The organism is Aquibacillus salsiterrae, from assembly GCF_028416595.1.
Taxonomy (GTDB): domain Bacteria; phylum Bacillota; class Bacilli; order Bacillales; family Amphibacillaceae; genus Aquibacillus_A; species Aquibacillus_A salsiterrae.
This window is the reverse complement of record NZ_JAMQKC010000007.1, coordinates 53,357-73,630: the sequence shown is the minus strand read 5'-3', so window position 1 is coordinate 73,630 and position 20,274 is coordinate 53,357. Positions and strand designations below refer to the sequence as shown.

Below are 20,274 nucleotides of genomic sequence, written 5' to 3'. Positions count from 1 at the left end.
TATAGCTTTTAGCAGGCGTGATACTCAAAACATGTTAAAATAATAGTAGTAATCGGAGTAAGGTAGCATGAAACAGTTGCGAAAATAGGGGGGATTTTAGATGGGGATACGTTTTTTGCTTGGGCGAGCAAGTACCGATAAAAGTGGGCAATGTGTTAAAGAAATCAAACGAAAATTAACAAAAAACCCCAAGGGTGCTTCGATAATTTACGTGGTACCTGACCAGATGACCTTCCAACAGGAATATGACTTATTAAAAGATGAAGAGGTAAATGGAAGCATCCGAGCGCAGGTGTTTAGCTTTTCTCGGTTAGCCTGGCGTGTCTTACAGGAAACTGGCGGTGGTACACGGAAATTTATAAGTTCCACTGGTGTCCAAATGATGTTACGAAAAATAACAGACGAAAGAAAATCCGAATGGAAAGTATTTCAAAAAGCGATTGAAAAACAAGGATTTATGGAGCAATTAGAGGGAATGATTACAGAGTTTAAGCGGTACCGGATTACTCCTGAATTACTCGCACTGCAAATTACGCAAATGGATCAGTTCCAGCATCGATATCGCGGCGAACAAGCGCTAAGAAATAAATTAGAAGACCTTCATTATATTTATGAAAAACTGGTAGTTGCGTTAAAAGATAAATATATCGATAGTGAAGACCAACTTCAGCTTTTGGCAAGTAAAATTGAGGATGCAGAATTCTTAAACAATGCAGAGGTTTACTTTGATGGTTTCCACCGTTTTACTCCGCAAGAATTACTAGTCGTCCGGGCTTTGTTGAAAAAGGTAGATCATGTAACAGTAACCCTTACACTAGACAAGTTAACGGAAGGTAATGTATCAGAGTTAGATTTATTCTCACAGACGAAAGAAACGTATCAAACACTAACCCAATTAGCGTTAGAAGCGAATGTTACGGTTGACGGAATAGAACTACTCGACCAGGCAAGAGGGATGTTTGCAGAACGTCAATATTTTGCCCATTTAGAAAAGCATTTTGATACGAGACCAGTGCCAAGGTTTAAGGGACAAGTCCCAATTCAATTAGCACAAGCTGTCCACCCAAGGGCTGAAGTAGAAGGTGTAGCTCAAGAAATACTAAGACTTGTCCGAGATGAAGGTTATCGTTATCAAGAGATGGCCGTTTTAATTAGGCAAACCGATGTGTATCATGATTTAATTGATACGGTGTTTAGTGACTATGGTATCCCAGTTTTTATCGATGAAAAAAGAACAATGATGAATCACCCTTTCATTGAACTAATAAGGTCTGCACTTGACGTTGTTGAAGGAAACTGGCGATATGATGCAGTATTCCGTTTGCTGAAAACTGGTTTCATCCCGCAGACAAATTCGAAGTTTCCGTTAACAGATGAAGCAATTGACGAGCTTGAGAACTATTGTCTTGAGTACGGGGTTAGAGGAAGAAATAGCTGGTTATCGGATAAACAATGGATTTTCCAACGATTTCGTGGGTTCGATCAAGCGTCCCAAACCGATCAAGAAAAAGAAGCGCAAATACGGATTAACTACTACCGTAACCAGGTTGCTTTAGCATTAAAAGGTTTAGATACTAGTTTAAGAAAAGCAAAAACAATAAGAGAACGTGCAACGGTTCTGTTCCTATGGCTAGAAAGGATCCAAGCAGCAGAGCAACTAGAAAAAACACGAGACTTACTAGAGGAAGAAGGAAGAATTGAACGAAGTCGTGAACAAGAACAAGTATGGGAGGCAGTCATTCAGTTACTCGATGAGATGGTTGAGATTGTTGGTGATGAAAAGCTGTCATTGCCGTTATTTCAAGCAACAATTGAGGCGGGATTAGAATCATTAAAGTTTGCTCACGTTCCACCGAGTATGGACCATGTCGTCATCGGCTCCATTGATCGTTCCCGGATTGGTGGGATAAAATGTTCCTTCCTTTTAGGGGTTAATGAAGGTGTATGGCCAATGAAACCACAGACAGACGGGATGATTTCTGAAGATGAACGCACATTATTATCAGAGCAAGGCATTCAGCTTGCTGAAGGAAGTAAGCGACAGCTTCTCGATGATTGGTTTTATGTTCATTTAGCTTTCACTTCGGCAAAAGACAGATTATGGGTTAGTTACCCGCTTAGTGATGAAGAAGGTAAGTCAAAAGTGCCTTCACAGCTTATCAAGCGAATGGAAGATTTATTTCCAGCAGTCACTCACTTACTTTTGCAAGACCCTGAGGAAATGGTTGATGCAGACAGGTTTGTTACAACAGCGACGAAAACAAGGTCAGCACTTACTTCACAATTGGCTAAGAAACTACGGGGATATCCAGTTGATCCCATTTGGTGGAGTGTATTTAACTGGTATGTAGAGCATAGCGAGAAACAAGGGACGACAAACAAAATAGTACAGAGCTTATTTTATAAAAATGAACCGACCAATTTAGCTAAAGAAACCGTGAATCAAATTTATTCCAAACAAATCAAGGCTAGTGTCTCACGCTTAGAAATGTACCATCGATGTTCGTACCAACATTTTCTCAGGTACAGCTTAGCTTTAGAAGATCGCCGTTTGTATAAGCTTGATGCACCAGATATTGGTCAGCTGTTTCATGAAGCACTAAAGCAAATAACTGAATGGATCCAAACAGAAGGTAGAGACTTCTCACAAATACAACGCGATGAAGCAATGTTTTACGCTGAGCGAGCTGTCAAAAGCTTAGCGCCCATTTTGCAACATCAAATTTTGCATAGCTCGAATCGTTATAAGTATATACAGCAAAAACTCCAAGACGTTATTGCACGGGCAACCTTCGTTCTTAGTGAGCAATCTCGTAAAAGTAAATTTTCTCCGGTCGGCCTTGAACTAGGCTTTGGGACAGGAAATGAAAACTTAGCACCAATTTCCTTGTCATTACCTAATGGTTTTGAATTAGTGTTAAGAGGTAGAATTGACCGAGTCGACAAAGCGGTTAATCAAGATGAGTTATATTTGCGAATCATTGACTATAAGTCTAGCTCGAAAGGATTAAACTTAGTCGAGGTTTACTATGGTCTTGCCATGCAAATGCTAAGCTACTTGGATGTTGTACTAGCCAATGCCGAGAAATGGTTAGGGAAACAAGCAAATCCAGCCGGGGTCCTTTATTTTCACGTGCACAACCCAATGATTAGTGAAAACAAACAGTTGGACGATGAAGCTATTGAAGAAGAAATTTTTAAAAAGTTTAAGATGCAAGGGCTTCTTTTAGAAGATGAACAGATCGTTAAGTTGATGGACACTAGTTTAGATAGTGGTTCTAGTCGAATCGTTCCTGCTGGCTTGAAGAAGGACGGCGAGTTTCGCAAAGGTTCGAATACAGCTAAGGCTGATACATTCCATAGACTAAAAGGGTATATACGCGACTTAATGGTTGATGCAGGAATGGATATAACGAGCGGACAGATTCACTTAAATCCATACCAGCACAAGCAAATGACAGCTTGCACGTATTGTGACTTTAAATCGGTCTGTCAATTTGATCCAACGCTAGCAGAAAATAACTTTAGAAGATTACAAGAAATGAAGGACGATGAAATATTAGATAGGATTGCAAAAAGGGGGGGATAATGTGCCGAAATGGACAAAGGAACAAGAAGATGCGATTTATTCAAGTGGCAGTGATATTTTAGTAGCTGCAGCAGCTGGTTCAGGTAAAACAGCTGTCCTCGTGGAACGAATTATTCAAAAGCTATTAAACCGTGAGAACCCTATTGATATTGATTCCCTACTCGTCGTAACATTTACCAATGCTGCGGCACAAGAAATGCGTAATCGTGTTGGTGAAGCACTAGAGGCAGCACTAGAAGCGAATCCGAATTCAACCCATTTAAAAAAGCAGTTATCTTTACTACAACGTGCTTCGATTTCAACACTACACTCTTTTTGTATGGATTTAGTAAGAAGGTATGCCTATTTACTGGACATTGACCCAGGTTTTCGTATTGCTGATGATGTTGAAGCAGATATGATCAGGCAGGAAGTTTTGGAAGACTTGTTTGAAACTTGGTACGGCAAAGAAGGAGAAGAGCAAGCTGCTTTTTTCTCCGTTGTTGATCGTTTTTCTAACGACCGTAGTGACCTAGACGTTGAGGAATTAATTTTAACGTTATATGACTTCGCAATGCAAAATCCTGCTCCAGATGAATGGCTGGATCAAATAGCTCAGATGTATGATGTCACAGAAGACGTCGACGAGGCTGACATTCCGTGGTTAGCTATTTTAAAGCGAGAGGTAGCTAGTCAGTTAGCTGCAATGGAAAAAGAAGCCCATGCAGCATTGGAGTTAACAAGACAGAGTGACGGACCGTATCATTATGCTGACGCAATTGATGCTGATTTAGCTTTGGTTCATGAAGCAAAAGCAATGCTTGCATTTGGTTGGGACGAGGTCCAGGAAGTATTTATATCCGGTAAATTTCAAGGCTTATCACGGAAAAAGGTAGACTGTGATGAAGATAAAAAAGAGAAAGTAAAGGCAGTAAGAAATAGTTATAAAAAGCGGTGGAATGACCTTGCCGGTGACTGGTTTTCTAGGAAACTATCTTCTTATCTAGCCGATATGCGCGTGCTTTATCCAACTGTTCATCACTTAACGAAACTGGTAAAAGAGTTTAAACAGCAATTTAATCAGTTGAAAAAGGAAAAAGCGCTCGTTGATTTCTCTGACCTAGAGCATTATGCACTTCAGTTACTATTAGAAGAATCAGCAACACAAGCTGATATTATTCCATCTTCTGTTGCTGTTGACATGCAAAATCAATTCTCGGAAATTTTGGTTGATGAGTATCAAGATACAAACCTAGTACAAGAAACCATTATCTCCCTCATATCTAATCGAAAAGGTGCGGGAAATATGTTTATGGTTGGGGATGTGAAACAAAGTGTTTACCGATTTCGGCATGCGGAACCAACGTTGTTTATTAATAAGTATAAGAAATTTAGTCAAGATGCTGATCCCGGAAAACGGATTGATTTAGCTCGTAATTTTAGAAGCCGGGATCAAGTATTAGCGGCTACGAATTATTTGTTTCGACAGCTTTTAAACGAAGAGGTAGGGGAAATTGATTACGATCAAGATGCTGAACTTATTTATTCGAATCAACTATATGACCAGCTTGTGTTAAGTAATGCCGAAGCTGACCTAGTTATTATTGATCGTGAATTTCAGGAAGAAAATAGCCAAGAAGAAACCGAAGAAGAGAATTTTCAGGATTTAGAAAAGGCACAAATTGAAGCAAGAGCCTATGCTGATATGATAAAAAAGTGGATTGGCCATAATGATGGTGTGCCAATGCAGGTCGTAGACAAAGGAACAGGGACCAAGCGAGATATACAGTATCGTGACATTGTCATATTACTTAGGTCTATGACTTGGGCACCAACGATCACAGATGAGTTAAAACAAAACAACATACCTGTTTATGCAGAGCTATCTACTGGTTATTTTGAAGCGATTGAGATTAAGGTTATGCTTAGTTTATTAAAAATTATTGATAATCCAAAACAGGATATTCCGCTCGCTGCGGTGTTGCGTTCGCCAATTGTTGGCTTAAATGAAAACGACTTAGCACAAATTCGATTGATCAATAGACGGGCAGCATACTATGATGCGCTAGCAAGCTTTATCAAACAAACAGAATCAAATGAAAAGGCGATTCAAGTTGAGAATTTCTTAAATCAGCTAAAGGATTGGCGCAGGCGCTCAAGACAAGGTTCGCTTTCTGAATTAATTTGGCACATCTACAGGGAAACTGGCTATTATGATTTTGTTGGTGGGATGCCTGGTGGAAGACAGCGTCAAGCAAATTTACGCGCCTTGTATGACAGAGCTCGTGCCTATGAATCTACGTCGTTCAGGGGGTTGTTTCGCTTCTTACGGTTTATTGAACGAATGGAGGATAAAGGTGACGATTTAGGTGCAGCGCGTGCACTCGGTGAACAAGAAGATGTTGTAAGAATTATGACTATCCATAAAAGTAAAGGGTTAGAGTTTCCGGTTGTTATTTTGGGAGCAATGGATAAGCAGTTTAACCAACAAGATTTACGTCAAAGATATTTGCTTCATAAAGATTTAGGATTTGGTAGTAAATATATCGATCCTGACAAACGAATTGTCTATCCTACCCTTGTTTTTCACGCCTTAAAAAAAGAAAAGCAACGAGAATTATGGGCAGAAGAATTGCGGGTGCTCTATGTTGCGCTAACCCGGGCAAAGGAAAAGCTTGTTATGGTTGGAAATGTTACCTCTTTTGCGAAAAAACAAGAGAGGTGGCAAGAAGTGATTGACCATCAAGAATGGGTCTTGCCGCCACATTATCGGTTAGAGTCCAAAAGTTATTTAGATTGGGTGGCTCCTGCGTTAATCCGTCATGATCAAGGGGAAGCATTAAGGACAATTACAGTTAGTGAACAAGTACCAGAATCGATTAGAAAAGATAAGTCGCAGTGGAATATAATGCTAAGGCATGGAAGTGAGTTTGCTGGTAGGAATGTAGCTAATGAAATAGAAGAAGAGGAACTAAAACAGGCAATTTCAACCTGGGAACCTGTCAAGTATAAAGACGTGGAACTTGATGAAAAGGTGAGTGAGCGGCTATCGTTTACCTATCCATTCTCTGATGCTTCTATGTACCGTGCTAAACAGTCTGTCACCGAAATTAAAAGACAACGGGAAATGAAGGATGAATATAGTGATTCTTCCTTAGTACAAGCATTTAAGGCACCGATTGTCAAACGCCCTAAATTCCTGCAGAAGGAAAAAAAATTGACGGCAAGTGAAAAAGGTACGGCGATGCACGCAGTGATGCAACATATCCCATTAACAAAGAAATGGGATGCAGATGAGATATCAGAATTTGTTAGCTACCTTGTCGTTAAAGAAATTTTAACAGATGAAGAAGCAGACGTCATTGACGTCAAAGCGATTGAGCAATTTTTCGGGACAGAGTTAGGGGAGAAGATTGTTCAAACGAGTGCAATCCAAAGAGAAATACCGTTTAGTTACACGGTTCCAGCTATAGAGGTTTATGCCAATTGGAACCAGGAAACAGATGAGAAGGTATTGATCCAAGGGGTTGTTGACTGTTTGATTCCAGAGGATGATGGCTTTATCCTAGTAGATTATAAGACGGATACGATACCAGGTGAAATAACAGAAGCAACTATTGCGAATTTAAAACAACGGTATAAGGTTCAACTTGATCTCTACGCTAAAGCATTGGAGGACATTTGGAAACAGCCAGTTAATCTTAAGTACTTATATTTCTTTGACCGAGGATTATTGGTTCAATCTGATTAAGAAAAATGCAAATCGCGCCTGGAGCTAGACAGCTCTTGGATTTTTTATACTTTTGTATGAAAAAAGACATTGTAAGCAGCGTATAAATTAATAAGAATCCGTTTGGCCGTTGGATGTGCTCGCTCGGGCGTGTATATCGTTTTTTACTACCGTTTAACCGAAAATACAGTATACTCAAAATTAATAAATGCTATCCTTTCTTCATCCTCGGTGGCTGCAGAAAGCCATGGTGGATTCTTACCTATTAATAAAAACACAACAGCATGTAATTGCTGTTGTGTTTTTCAAATTCACATTGCGTTACCTAGTAATATGAGGTATTATAAGACTATACCTCATATTACTAGGTAGGTGATAATATGTTTAATCGGGAACTGGTAAAGGGGAGTACTTCTTTACTTGTATTACAACTGCTAAATGAGCGCGATATGTATGGCTATGAGCTTGTCAAAGAAATGGAAAAACGTAGCGATAATCATTTTCAAATTAAAGAAGGTACACTGTATCCTGCCCTGCATAAGTTAGAAAAGCAGGAATACATCGAGTGTTACTGGGAAAATCAAACAAAGGGTCCTGCCCGAAAATACTATAAAATAACAGCCGACGGTAAAGAAATGTTAGAAGAGAAAACAAGTGAATGGCATCGTTATGTCCAAGTGATGAACAACTTGATTCGGAGAAATGAATCATGACTACTGCTGATAAATTCATGAAGAATCTTGATCAATCGCTAGGTAACTATCCTAATAAACAAGAAATTTTAATGGAATATCAGTTACATGTTTCGGAAATTATTGCCGAAGAAGACGACGCTAATCATCAAGATCAGTATTTGAAAATTGAACAACGACTAGGTACTCCTGCTGAAATTGCCAAACTTTGGCAGGAAGAAATAGTCATCACACCAAGAAAAACACAACTTATTTTTATTATTTTTAATAGTTGTTTGTTTGTTGGTGGTGGCCTATTAACGATCGGTTACAACTTGTTGGATTGGAGTTTGATTGAGATCACCTGGTCTTACCTCACATCGATTCCAGCGATAATCATTATGATTTATCTCGTTTTTTGGGCATTACTCGGTTATGAAATTGGTAAGGAGTTTGGACCAAGAGGGAGGAAAATGTTAAAGCGAACTTTTCTTGTTTGTATTGCCCCGAATGTACTTTTAATGAATCTGACTGTGTTTGGTATTATACCGATGGAATGGTTCCAACCACTATTGAACATTAAATTTATCCTCATTTGTATTGGGTTTACGGCATTACTTTATCCGATTAGCGTGCTTGGCTATAGGTGGGGGAAGAAGGCTTCTGTGTAACTGTTGGCGTGGTGCTGTGTCTGTCATCAGTGCCACTGTAGTCCAGATATTTTTTTGATCATATACATAGAAATGCTATGTATATAGAAAAACGATGTAAGGTGGTTTTTAAATGGAAAAGCAACTGACAAAACAAAATTTATTGTTTCTACTCGTCTGTTTAGGTCTTGCAATCCTAGCAGAACTTAGCTTTTTTCATGGTGAGATAGGTATTTCTTATCTCGTATTTGTAACAGCGTTTTATGCCGTGTTTTTTGTACACTTTCGTACTGTCATGTTTACTCATCGACGAATGGGTATGTTACTCGTACTTGTGATATGGCTATTGTCTATCAGTTACTTTTTGTATGATCACTTCTTTTTTTATTGGTTGAACATCCTCCTGATTCCAGGGCTTATTTTCACACATATTGTTTTGATAACTTCAGCAAAGCGCCTTGAATGGTTTTCATTACCCTTTGTTCAAAAGCTATTTGAGAAACTACTTTATGCTGCTTCTTACAACAACCGTTTTATCTCTAGTTGTTTCCGGTACTTGTTTAAAAATATCGATGAAAAAACAGCCACGATGATAAAAAGAGTTGGACTTGGTCTGTTAATAGGTGTTCCACTACTAGGCATCGTCACTTCGTTATTAATGTCAGCTGACAGTGTTTTTGAAAGTCTTGTTGGTCGTATTCCAAATATAATCTTGGAACTTGATTTTCAAGAACAGTTGTTACGTTCACTGATTGTCATCTTTTACTTATTTGTCTTTTTTGGTGTTTTTCAAGTGTTAACCACCAATAGTCATACAGTGAAGCAGAAACAACTTGAAGCCGGAAGAGGCGAGTTTCCTCTTGTCAAACACGATGTGTATAAATTAGATGGTGTCGTCGTTGCTACTATACTTATATTGTTAAATAGCGTCTATCTGCTATTTACCGTTATTCAATTTAGTTATTTTTTTGGTACTGCTTTGCAAGAAGGCTTAACGTATGCGGAATATGCTAGAAAAGGTTTTTTTGAATTAGTGTTAGTTACGTTAATTAACTGGACGGTATTGATTGCGTGCCTAACCACTGTCCGCGAAATCGGTCCTCGAACAAACATGTTGTTAAAGGTGCTTTATTCATCGTTAGTAGTGGTTAGTGGGGTGATGCTTGCCTCAGCATTCCAACGCTTGAGCCTGTATGAAGCCGCTTATGGGTTTACATTTGACCGCATTTTGGCCCATGCCTTTATGATTTATTTACTTATTATTTTTGCTTATACACTAATGCGAGTCTGGATGGAGCATTTAGCATTACGTCACTTTTATTTTGTTACAGCGTTACTCTTTTACACAGCGCTCAACATTGTGCCGTTAGATAAAATTATTGTTGAATATAATATGGAAAGGTATGTGCAGTCCGGTAAAATTGATGTTGATTATTTAAATAGACTTTCATATACAGGTGTTGATGGATTAATCGATTTGTATGAAAAAAATCCGGATTATCCTGAGTTGAGGTCAATCTTATCGCGAAGAATTAAGTGGGCAAACGATCAGGAAACAAACTGGCAATCGTATAATATAAGTAAAGCGCATGTTGTGGGCAGATTAAAGGACTTAGAGCTTGAGTAGGTTTTCCCACCACCTACTTTAATTCACACAAATTTTAAACATCTTGTCTTTTTAGTGAAACACTAGAACCAATGTGAGCGTCAAATGTGTAGAGTAACTGTTTCGTTTAGGATACAATTGACGTTACATGGTGGGGGGATGCAAAATATGCAAAAAATTAATGGACCACTTTCAGACACGAATGATCGACTAGCATGGATTGATGCGGCAAGAGGGTTTGCCATCTTAGGAATTTTTATGGTTAATGTCCCTGCATTTAATGCACCATTCTTTTTGTACGGTGGCGAGAAGGAATACTTTAGTAGTTCAATAGACTACATGACCCAATCATTTATTGATATTTTCTTCCAGGCTAGCTTTTATACACTTTTTTCATTTTTGTTTGGTTTTGGCATTCAGATGCTTATCGACCGGTTGTCTACAAGAACAGCGAAAATCAATACTTTCATTTTTCGCAGATTGTTTGTATTACTATGCTTTGGACTGATTCATGCGTTTCTATTATGGCATGGCGACATTTTATTATCCTATGGTTTGATAGGGATGTTTCTGTTCTTGTTTTTTAAGCGTACAAATAGAACACTAACGCTCTGGGCTTTTTCTTTATTACTTATCCCAGCAGGTTTATATACCTATTTACTTTATCAGTTCCGTGATCAATTGGATGTAGTCGATAATCAAGCGATTAGCCAAGCATTTGCCAACTATGGACAGGGGACATACATAGAAGTACTTCAACAAAATTATCAGGATTGGGCTAATACCAATACAGTGTTTGGCTATTTCTTTTTAATCTGCACCTTACTACCATTGTTTCTGTTAGGAATGGTGTTTGCTCGAAAACGCTGGCTGCATGATGTGGAAGTAAATAAAACTGTATTAAAAAGGTTATGGATTATTACCCTTGTTTTGTTTATCGTCGGAAAAGCTGGACCATACCTAGTAGGTAATCCAACATGGTTATCTTTTCCACAGGATATCATTGGTGGTACTGCATCAGCCATTTTTTATATAATCAGTCTTACGCTTCTCTACCAAAAAAGGAATTTACAAAGATATTTGGTCCCATTCACTTATGTCGGGAGAATGTCACTTTCAAACTATATTTTGCAATCTGTTATTAGCTTCTGGCTGTTTTATTCGGTTGGCCTTGGTCTATACGGAAAAGTTAGTCCATTTGGAAGTGTCATCATCGTGTTAGTAATTTATTGTTTTCAAATACTGGCAAGTAAATGGTGGATGAAGCGGTACAAGTTTGGTCCATTGGAGTGGCTATGGCGAGTACTCATGTATGGCCAAAATTTTGCCATTAAGCGGATGGTGAAAAGGGGATGAGCAGTTGATGAATCAAGAGTTATTAAAAAAAGAGTCACGAAAATGGGTGCAGGAAGGAATTATTACAGAAGAGCAGAAAGACAAAATTCTGGGCTTGTATCCAAAAAGAAACGGGAGAGTACTTTTATTATTGTTCGCTAGTCTATTTATTGGATTAGGTTTTTTAACATTTATTGCCTCAAACTGGTCGCTGATTCCAGATTTAGCGAAGATGACTATCATCTTATTTTTTATGTTAGGTTTTTACCTGATTGGGGAACATGTTTACCGTAATAGAACAGAAACCGTCGGAATTTGTTTAATCATTATTGGGTTATTTGTTTTTGGAGCTGGTATTTTTCTCACAGGTCAATTGTATAATTACATGTATTTTGCTGCAACTCCATTCGTTATTTGGTCTGTTGCAGGATTTTGCTTGTTTGCTATTTACCAGCGAGCACCTCTCTTTGCTGTTGCTATATTCATAACAACGGTTGGACAGTTGTATAGTGCCGCAGTGTATAGCTCATTTAATTATTGGTTGTTCTTATTATTGGTTTTTGCATTTGGTCATTTTACGTACCATCATGCGAGGTACTTATACAGCTATCTATTTGTGACAAGCTTCATGATTCAATCACTCGTGTTTACCTTTTTAGAACGCTTTGAATATATTTGGTTTGTCTGTTTTATGCTAGTCATTTACTTTCTAAGTCGTGTAGCGAATGAGCAATCGATCAAGATACCATTCTATAGGATAGGCGTATTGTCGATGTTTGTCTGGAACATTTTTCACATATTTATCCTTAATGGTACCTACTTCTTATCTTGGGAGATGGAATATAACTTTGTGTTCCTCGTGGTTTGGTTTGTGTTGTTTGGTTTAATTCTTGTTGAAAAGATATGGAGAAAATCATATGAGCAGCTCACTGAGGTTGTCCTATTCTTGCCAATTTTCTATTTTCCATTTGGAGACATGATTGCGATGTTAGCTCTATTTATTTTCTCGCTCGGACTACTTTTAAACGGCTATCAAGTGGTGGATACTAAACGAATATATCATGGTACGTTTGCCTTTTTGATTAGCACATTCATTGCATACGTCCAGTTAGCGTGGGCTTTTCTAAATAAATCATTATTTTTCTTTATCGGAGGAATTCTCCTATTTACCTTAAGTTATTTGTTGGAGCGAAAAAGAAGACAGATGAAGAGTGAAAATAAGGAGGAGACAACTAGATGAAACGGCTACTAACCTATTTCGTTATCACATTGCAAGCGTTGTTTTTAGTTGGCATGTCTCTTTCCTATTATTTAATTGATCAAGTTGGTAAAACAATTAAGCTAGAAACACTGCCGGTGGACCCACAAGACATCTTTTACGGTGATTATGTGACACTGCGTTATGAGATTGAACAAATCGATGAGTCCAAATGGCAAGGAGATAAGGAGCCTGAAAATGGCGATACTGTTTATGTGTTGGTCGAAGAAACTGACGATGGCACGTATCAAGTAGTTCAGGGCTCAACAGATAGACTCGAAGTGGGGGCAAAAGAAGTAATGCTAAAAGGGAGGTACCTTTACCGCGACTCATATGATCGCGTTATGCATGTGGACTATGGGTTAGGCCGTTATTATATTGAAGACGGCAGTGGAAAGAATTATGAACAGTCTGGAAAAATGATTGTAACTGTAGCAATCGCTCCGTGGGGGCAGAAGAAAATAGTCTCGTTAGATTAAAAAGAAACGTATAAACGATGAAACCAAAACCAAAACATGATATGATATGCTTGACCTTAAAAGGAGGAGAGAAGTTTGACAACACACTTACATATTACGTCATGGGTACTCGCGTTAATTCTGTTCTTTTTGGCTTTAGTGTTTTATAAACAAGGAAAAAAGTCTGGTAAAATTCTGCATATGATTTTGCGGTTAGATTATTTGTTCATTCTTTATTCGGGTGGGTCACTTTTGTCTGAGTATTTCACACTTGGAACAATGTTAGGGGAAGTTATTACTAAGAGTTTTCTTGGATTATGGGTAATTGCAGCGCTTGAGATGATTCTAGTTAAACAGTCGAAGAATAAGCCGACGAAGGCGTTTTGGATTCAATTTGTCATTGCATTTGTATTAGTGCTAATACTTGGATTTGGGCGTCTGCCAATGGGCCTTGCCCTATTCTCGTAACCAAAAAAACTTAGCACTAAACCTTTAGGCCACTGAAAAAGTCCAAACAAAAAGAAGGAAGAAACGTTTATATTGTTAAACGTTTCTTCCTTCTTTTATTTAAAGATAAGAAATAAAAAGATCTAAGAGCTGTCTAGATCCCGGCGCCTACCTCGCCTGAGGTCTTAAGCAAAAAAGCTTGTCGGGGGTGACCAAGGCGTTGATTTTCCTTAGTTTTATAGGGGATCTTTAGGTTCAGGATTCCTTTTTGACTCCCGAGCGAGCCTCGCCAACGGTGCCGAGGCACACTTTTTCAAAAAAGTTTTCACACTCTGGGCACTTTTATCATATGGATGTATAGTGGCCTATCTAGATTTAAAGGGGTGTTGATTGAATATGTGCGGAATAACAGGCTGGGTAGATTTCAAACGAGATTTATCAAAAGAAGTGACTAACGTTAGAAAAATGGCTAGTGCAATTTTTCATCGCGGGCCTGATGAGTTTAATGAATGGATATCAAATCACATTGCATTCGGCCATCAACGCCTAATTGTTGTCGATCCAGAAGGTGGAAAACAACCGATGGAACGTGCTAAAGATAAATCTAATTACGTCCTAGTTTATAATGGGGAATTATATAACACAGAGGATATAAGAAGGGAGTTACTTACTAGAAATTGGACATTTGATTCCCACTCAGATACAGAAGTATTACTAAAAAGCTATATCGAATGGGGAGAATCATGTGTTGATAAATTAAATGGTATCTTTGCCTTTGCAGTTTGGGATCCGGTTAAAGAACAATTAGTTCTAGTTCGTGACCGCTTAGGTGTGAAACCATTATTTTATACTGAAAGAAACGGCGGAATCCTGTTTGGATCAGAAATAAAAGCATTACTTGCTCATGATGAAATTGATCCAGTTATTGATAAAGAGGGGTTAAGTGAAGTATTAGCACTTGGTCCATCAAGAACACCAGGGCACGGTGTCTTTAAAGGCATTAATGAATTACGCGCAGCACACATAGGCATTTTTGATAAGAATGGCTTTAGAACGCGCAGGTATTGGAATGTCACAAGTACAGCACATACCGATGATGTGGAGGAAACAGCAGATACAATTCGCTTTTTACTAACAGATGCGGTTGAGCGACAATTAGTATCTGATGTTCCGCTTGGGACGTTCCTATCAGGGGGAGTCGATTCTAGTGCAATTACAGCTATTGCTGCTAACTACTTGAAAAAGCATAACAAAGGAACACTTAAAACGTTCTCCATTGATTACGAAGGCAACGACAAATACTTTGAAAAGAGTGATTTTCAGCCGAATAGTGACCAGGACTTTCTATGGCAGATGGTTGATAAACATGAAACAGATCATCATAATTTTATAATTGATAATAAAACGTTGGCGGATATGCTTAAAGAGGCAGTGGAGCTAAGAGATTTGCCTGGAATGGCTGATGTTGACTCATCCTTATTATGGTTCTGCAGAAAAGTAAAGGAAAAAGTGACGGTTGCATTATCTGGTGAGTGCGCAGATGAAATCTTTGGAGGCTATCCATGGTTTTACCGTGAAGATGATTTAGCAAGAGAAGGCTTTCCGTGGATTCGTTCGTCTGAAGTGAGGAACTCTCTCTTAAATGATCAATGGAAAGAAAAGCTTGACTTACAAAACTATATGTTAAAAAGATATCAAGAAACGATTGATGATACACCTGCATTTGAAGGGGACAATGAGATTGAACGACAAAGAAGACAGATGTTCTATTTAAATATGCTATGGTTTATGCCAAATCTTCTTGACCGGAAGGACCGCATGAGTATGGGCGCAAGTTTTGAGGCTAGGGTTCCGTTTAGTGATCACCGGTTAGTCGAGTATGTGTGGAATATTCCTTGGGAGATGAAGACGTATAAAGGCCGTGAAAAAGGAATTCTTCGTAAAGCTTTAGAAGGACTACTTCCGGATGATATTCTTTACCGGAAGAAGAGTCCATATCCAAAAACGCATAATCCTGTATACAAAAATGCTGTTATTGCATGGATGAATGAAATCTTAGAAGATCCCAATGCACGGTTATTTGAAATATTTGATAAAGAAGCAATTCGGAAGCTTGTCGAGAGTGAAGGAGAAGAAATTGATGCGCCTTGGTTTGGCCAGCTAATGACCGGCCCACAATTACTGGCTCACCTCGGTCAAATTGATCATTGGTTACGTCATTACGATATTAAAATTGAAGCATAACGAAAACAAGGTCTAATCCACGGTTTTTAAGTGGGTTAGACCTTGTATTGTTATAATATCAGGCATAGACACCAATTACACGACAAACAAATTATGACAGTTTTGTGAAAAAGCTTTGACTTTTCCGGTGATACTAGCATAATAGATAGGGGTTGAATGAAATAGATGTTGATTGTTCGTTCCTGCTTAATAGAACGGTTATCGAATGATTACTTTAAACTTTGGATCAACTAGGTAGACACATACCAACCATTTGCCCAAAAAAGGAGGACTTTTATTGATTAAACATACATGGCGAAGTGTAATACTTTGTCTCCCACTACTTTTAGTAAGTGCTAGCTTCGTAGTTGCGGAAGAAAATTGGTCTGAACAGGAAGCTATCTACTACATACTTGTTGATAGGTTTATGAATGGTGACGCTTCAAATGACTTTGATATTGATATCAAAGATAAAGATGCTTACCATGGTGGAGATTTAGTCGGAATTACCAAAAAGTTAGATTACATAGCAGAATTAGGTATTAGTACGATTAACTTAAGTCCAGTAATGGATAATGATGGGAACGGATATCATGGTTTTAGCATTGTTGATTTTCAACGTGTAGACGAACACTTTGGTACAATAGATGACCTTAGAGAGTTAGTGGACGCAGCCCATGAAATGAATATCAAAGTAATCGTTGATTTACCGATTACACAAATAAGTGCTAATCATCCATGGAAAATGGAAAAGGGAGCTTGGATTACTCAAAAGTCTACGGACATATTTGGGCAACAACTAATTGGTGTTAATATCGCTAATCCAGAGGTTGAGCGTTACTTTATTGACATAGCTAATTTTTGGGTGAAAGAGACTGGGATTGATGGCTTTAGATTATATGTCAATAATGAAACCTCCATTGATTTTGTCGAACAGTTTCAACAAAATATTTATGCGGAAAATAAGGATGCAACAATTTTAATTGATTCGATAACAGGTGATGATTTAGCAAATACAACAACTGTAAAAAAAGATCAAGCAGCTATCTCGGCCTTTAAGAAGGCTGGGGTACCAATTGAGGCTGTTTTACTTGGATTACAGGAGACATCGCAGAAGGCGCGTTATTTTGATAACCTGTTTTCCAATCGGTTTACAAGGGAAATGATTAAGCAAGCACAGAACCCTTCTACTAGATGGAAATTAGCGCTTACGTATCTGTATACTGTTCCTGGTGTGCCTGTTCTTTACCAAGGTACAGAAATTCCAATGGACAACGGCGTGGACGAACCTGACCATCGTATGGCCCAATTGAATGGTGGGGATGATGTGCTAAATAACTATATCAACAAGTTGGCAGCGATTCGACAAGAATTCCCTGCTTTGACAAAGGGAGATTTTAAAGTGATTGCATCTAACGGTGCGATGAGCTTATATAAACGGGAATATAATGGTCAAGCGATTTATGTAGCAATTAACAATGACGTTGAAACAAAGACAATAGCTATAACTGATGTCCCTGAAGGAAAGCAATTGACAGGGTTGTTACAAGACAACATTGTCAGAAAGTTGAAAGATGGACAATACAAAATTGCGTTAGATAGAGAAACAGCAGATATATTTATTGTGGAAGAAGACACTGGAATCAACTGGCTATTTGTTTCCTTCATTTTAATTGTGTTAGGTGGATTTGTGTTTGGAGTAGTTTATTTGGGTAAACAAAATAAGAAAAATGCACGGAGCTAGACAGCTCTTTAATCCTTTTATACACTTTCTTATCTCGGAAGAAACAAAGGTCTAGCGCACTGCTAGACCTTTTCCAATTAGTAAGCTATTGTCGTTACATTATACAGCTGACTTTTCCTTTTTTATATAGGCACGTTTAACCCATTCTTTAGAGCGCCAACGTTTTAACATGAAAAGACCTCTTAGCCATTCATCAGCAACAAATGCAATCCATATTCCGATCAGTCCAAGGCCAAGGAATATGCCAAAGAACCAGGCGGATGTGACACCAATTCCCCACATAACGATAATTCCAATATAAACAGGATACTTAACATCACCAGTCGCCCTTAAGGAACTGATGACAACCAAGTTAAACGCCCTACCAGGTTCAAGTAAAACTGTAACAAGTAACAGAAGTGCACCCTTTTCTATGATTGATGAATTATCAGTGAAAATGGCTAGCAAGAAATCACTAGAAAAATAAACAACGACAGCAACAAACAGCGAGATGAAAATAGATATTTGCAAGCTCTTCATACACCGCTTGTAGGCACCTTCGATATTTCCAGCCCCGATCATGTGACCTATAAGGATTTGTGAACCTTGTCCGATTGCAATGGAGAAGAGCAAAATAAACATCATGATGTTTTGTACATATACTTTGGTCGTAATAGCAACCGTTCCCATTTGGGCCACAAAATAAGTAATAGCCATTTGACTAGTATTATAAGACAATTGCTCCCCAGCAGAAGGGACTCCAATACTTAGTAATGCTTTAACATGATTCTTTTTGTACCGAAAAAAAGATGCAACTGGAAGTGAATAGTCACTTCTCTTCCATAAAATCCATAATAAAACAATAAAACCTAGGAACCTACTAATGGTTGTTGACATCGCTACACCCTGTACTCCTAGGATAGGGAAGCCAAACGGTCCAAAGATAACGAAGTAGTTGCCTATGACATTGACGATATTCATGCCAATTGTTACGTACATCGTATCTTTTGTATGGCCATAGCTACGCAAAATAGCCGCAACAGTCATGATGGACGCCTGTACGAAGATAAAACCACCAACGATGTTCATATAAGTAATTGCCTCATCCATTAATTCGGCAGGTAAATCCATTAAATTTAAGATAGGATCACTGAAAAAGTATAAAACCAAGCTTAGCACAAGTGAGAACCAAAGATTTAAGCTAATGGATGTCACTGCAATTGTTCCGGCTGTACTTTCTTGCTTCGCACCAAGATTTTGGGCAACCAAAATTGATGCTCCAGCTGCGACAAATCCAAACATTACGATGACGACGGAAATAATTTGGTTAGATACCCCAACAGCAGCCACCGAGTAGTCCGAATATTGGCTTAACATCAATGTATCTGCGTTTCCCATTAACATGTATAATAAAATTTCAATAAAAATCGGCCAAGTTAAAGCAAATAGACTTAACTCTTTTGTTGTTAGTTTTTTTGTCATAGAAAAAGTCCAATCATATGTTTTATGAATAAAATTCAATCCAATTCATCTTAGTTTAATAGGTGGAAAAAGTAAATAGGGAAATAAGAATGATTGAAAATTTAACAAAGTGGAAAAAGCACATGCCCTGAGTCAGGGCATGTGCAAACAAACGCGGATAGTTGAATGGCTATCCGTTAACAACTACGCCACCGTTGACATGGATCATCTGTCCAGTGACATAACTCGAATCGTTACTTGCTAAATAAACATATGCTGGTGCTAATTCATGGGTTTGACCAGGCCTTCCCATTGGTGTGTCTGAGCCAAACTGTGAAACTTGTTGTTCATTAAAAGTTGCCGGTATTAAAGGTGTCCAAATAGGCCCCGGCGCAACCCCGTTAACACGGATACCCTTTTTCGCCACTTGCTGTGATAGGGCACGAGTAAAGGCAGTAATCGCTCCTTTTGTACTAGTATAATCAACAAGCATTTCATTACCTTTATATGCGGTGATTGATGAAGTATTAATAATGGAACTCCCTTTTTTTAGGTGAGGTAATACCGCTTTGGTCATGTAGAAGAAAGAAAATATATTTACTTGAAAAGTTCTTTCTAGTTGTTCATTGGTAATGTCAAGGATGTCTTGTTGCGGATATTGAACCGCAGCATTGTTTACCAGTATGTCGACATGGCCAAACTCATCGATGACTTGTTTAACAGAGGAGTCACAAAACGTTGAATCAGCCACATCGCCACTAATGATTTTGCATTTTTGGCCCTCTTTTTCTACGAGCTTTTTCGTTTGTTCTGCATCGTGATGCTCGTCAAAATAAAGAATAGCAACATCAGCACCTTCCTTTGCAAAATAGATACTAACGGCGCGACCTATCCCACTGTCACCACCTGTAATAATGGCTACTTTGCCTTTTAGCTTATTGCTCCCTTCATAAGCCGGGTCGATATATTGGGGTGATGGCGTCATTTCGGATTCAAAACCTGGTTGCCTATTTTGATGCTGCTTTGGTAAAATTGGTTTTTTGTTGTTACTAGACATACTTTTCCTCCTCATTCTAATATGCCTTAGTGTTGTCCATCTTTCTAAATTTAACTATTTTTTAGCTAATTTTTTTGTCCTAAAAAC

General features: G+C 38.4%; 13 protein-coding genes. 11 read left to right on the top strand and 2 right to left on the bottom strand.

The genetic code is table 11. The features are described 5' to 3' along the window. The first annotated feature begins 100 nt into the window (after positions 1 to 100). The 11 genes from addB (at position 101) to NC799_RS09940 (ending at position 17,690) form a co-directional block, all read left to right on the top strand. Positions 101 to 3,589: a helicase-exonuclease AddAB subunit AddB gene (gene addB / locus NC799_RS09990; RefSeq protein ID WP_272446309.1), complete on the top strand. Its 3,489-nt coding sequence runs from the start codon at positions 101 to 103 to the stop codon at positions 3,587 to 3,589. Position 3,590: 1 nt separating this feature from the next. Continuing rightward, the gene (addA, locus tag NC799_RS09985) at positions 3,591 to 7,319 is read left to right on the top strand and encodes a helicase-exonuclease AddAB subunit AddA (RefSeq protein ID WP_272446308.1); all 3,729 of its coding nucleotides are present in this window, start codon (positions 3,591 to 3,593) and stop codon (positions 7,317 to 7,319) included. Between the two features lie 359 nt (positions 7,320 to 7,678). Beyond that, positions 7,679 to 8,011, top strand: a complete 333-nt coding sequence (locus NC799_RS09980; protein ID WP_272446307.1) for a PadR family transcriptional regulator — start codon at positions 7,679 to 7,681, stop codon at positions 8,009 to 8,011. Further along, positions 8,008 to 8,640, top strand: a complete 633-nt coding sequence (locus NC799_RS09975) for a hypothetical protein (RefSeq protein WP_272446306.1) — start codon at positions 8,008 to 8,010, stop codon at positions 8,638 to 8,640. The genes NC799_RS09980 and NC799_RS09975 overlap by 4 nt, the downstream gene beginning before the upstream one ends. Before the next feature lie 112 nt (positions 8,641 to 8,752). Beyond that, positions 8,753 to 10,246: a DUF4153 domain-containing protein gene (locus NC799_RS09970; RefSeq protein WP_272446305.1), complete on the top strand. Its 1,494-nt coding sequence runs from the start codon at positions 8,753 to 8,755 to the stop codon at positions 10,244 to 10,246. A gap of 147 nt (positions 10,247 to 10,393) precedes the next feature. After that, positions 10,394 to 11,581, top strand: a complete 1,188-nt coding sequence (locus tag NC799_RS09965) for a DUF418 domain-containing protein (RefSeq protein WP_272446304.1) — start codon at positions 10,394 to 10,396, stop codon at positions 11,579 to 11,581. 7 nt (positions 11,582 to 11,588) lie between these two features. Then, complete coding sequence (locus tag NC799_RS09960; RefSeq protein ID WP_272446303.1) at positions 11,589 to 12,800, top strand: DUF2157 domain-containing protein; 1,212 nt, start codon at positions 11,589 to 11,591, stop codon at positions 12,798 to 12,800. Further along, positions 12,797 to 13,297, top strand: a complete 501-nt coding sequence (locus NC799_RS09955; protein WP_272446302.1) for a GDYXXLXY domain-containing protein — start codon at positions 12,797 to 12,799, stop codon at positions 13,295 to 13,297. The genes NC799_RS09960 and NC799_RS09955 overlap by 4 nt, the downstream gene beginning before the upstream one ends. A 75-nt stretch (positions 13,298 to 13,372) precedes the next feature. Next, positions 13,373 to 13,744, top strand: coding sequence for a YisL family protein (locus tag NC799_RS09950; protein ID WP_272446301.1), 372 nt, complete (start codon positions 13,373 to 13,375; stop codon positions 13,742 to 13,744). A gap of 375 nt (positions 13,745 to 14,119) precedes the next feature. After that, positions 14,120 to 15,967: an asparagine synthase (glutamine-hydrolyzing) gene (gene asnB, locus NC799_RS09945; RefSeq protein ID WP_272446373.1), complete on the top strand. Its 1,848-nt coding sequence runs from the start codon at positions 14,120 to 14,122 to the stop codon at positions 15,965 to 15,967. Positions 15,968 to 16,244: 277 nt separating this feature from the next. Further along, entirely contained in the window at positions 16,245 to 17,690 is a 1,446-nt protein-coding gene (locus NC799_RS09940) for an alpha-amylase family glycosyl hydrolase (RefSeq protein WP_272446300.1), read from the top strand. A 99-nt stretch (positions 17,691 to 17,789) separates the two neighbouring features. Here NC799_RS09940 and NC799_RS09935 read toward each other — a convergent pair whose 3' ends face one another. Further along, the gene (locus NC799_RS09935; protein WP_272446299.1) at positions 17,790 to 19,151 is read right to left on the bottom strand and encodes an MATE family efflux transporter; all 1,362 of its coding nucleotides are present in this window, start codon (positions 19,149 to 19,151) and stop codon (positions 17,790 to 17,792) included. 169 nt (positions 19,152 to 19,320) lie between these two features. Next, complete coding sequence (locus tag NC799_RS09930) at positions 19,321 to 20,187, bottom strand: SDR family oxidoreductase (RefSeq protein WP_272446298.1); 867 nt, start codon at positions 20,185 to 20,187, stop codon at positions 19,321 to 19,323. Positions 20,188 to 20,274 lie beyond the last annotated feature (87 nt).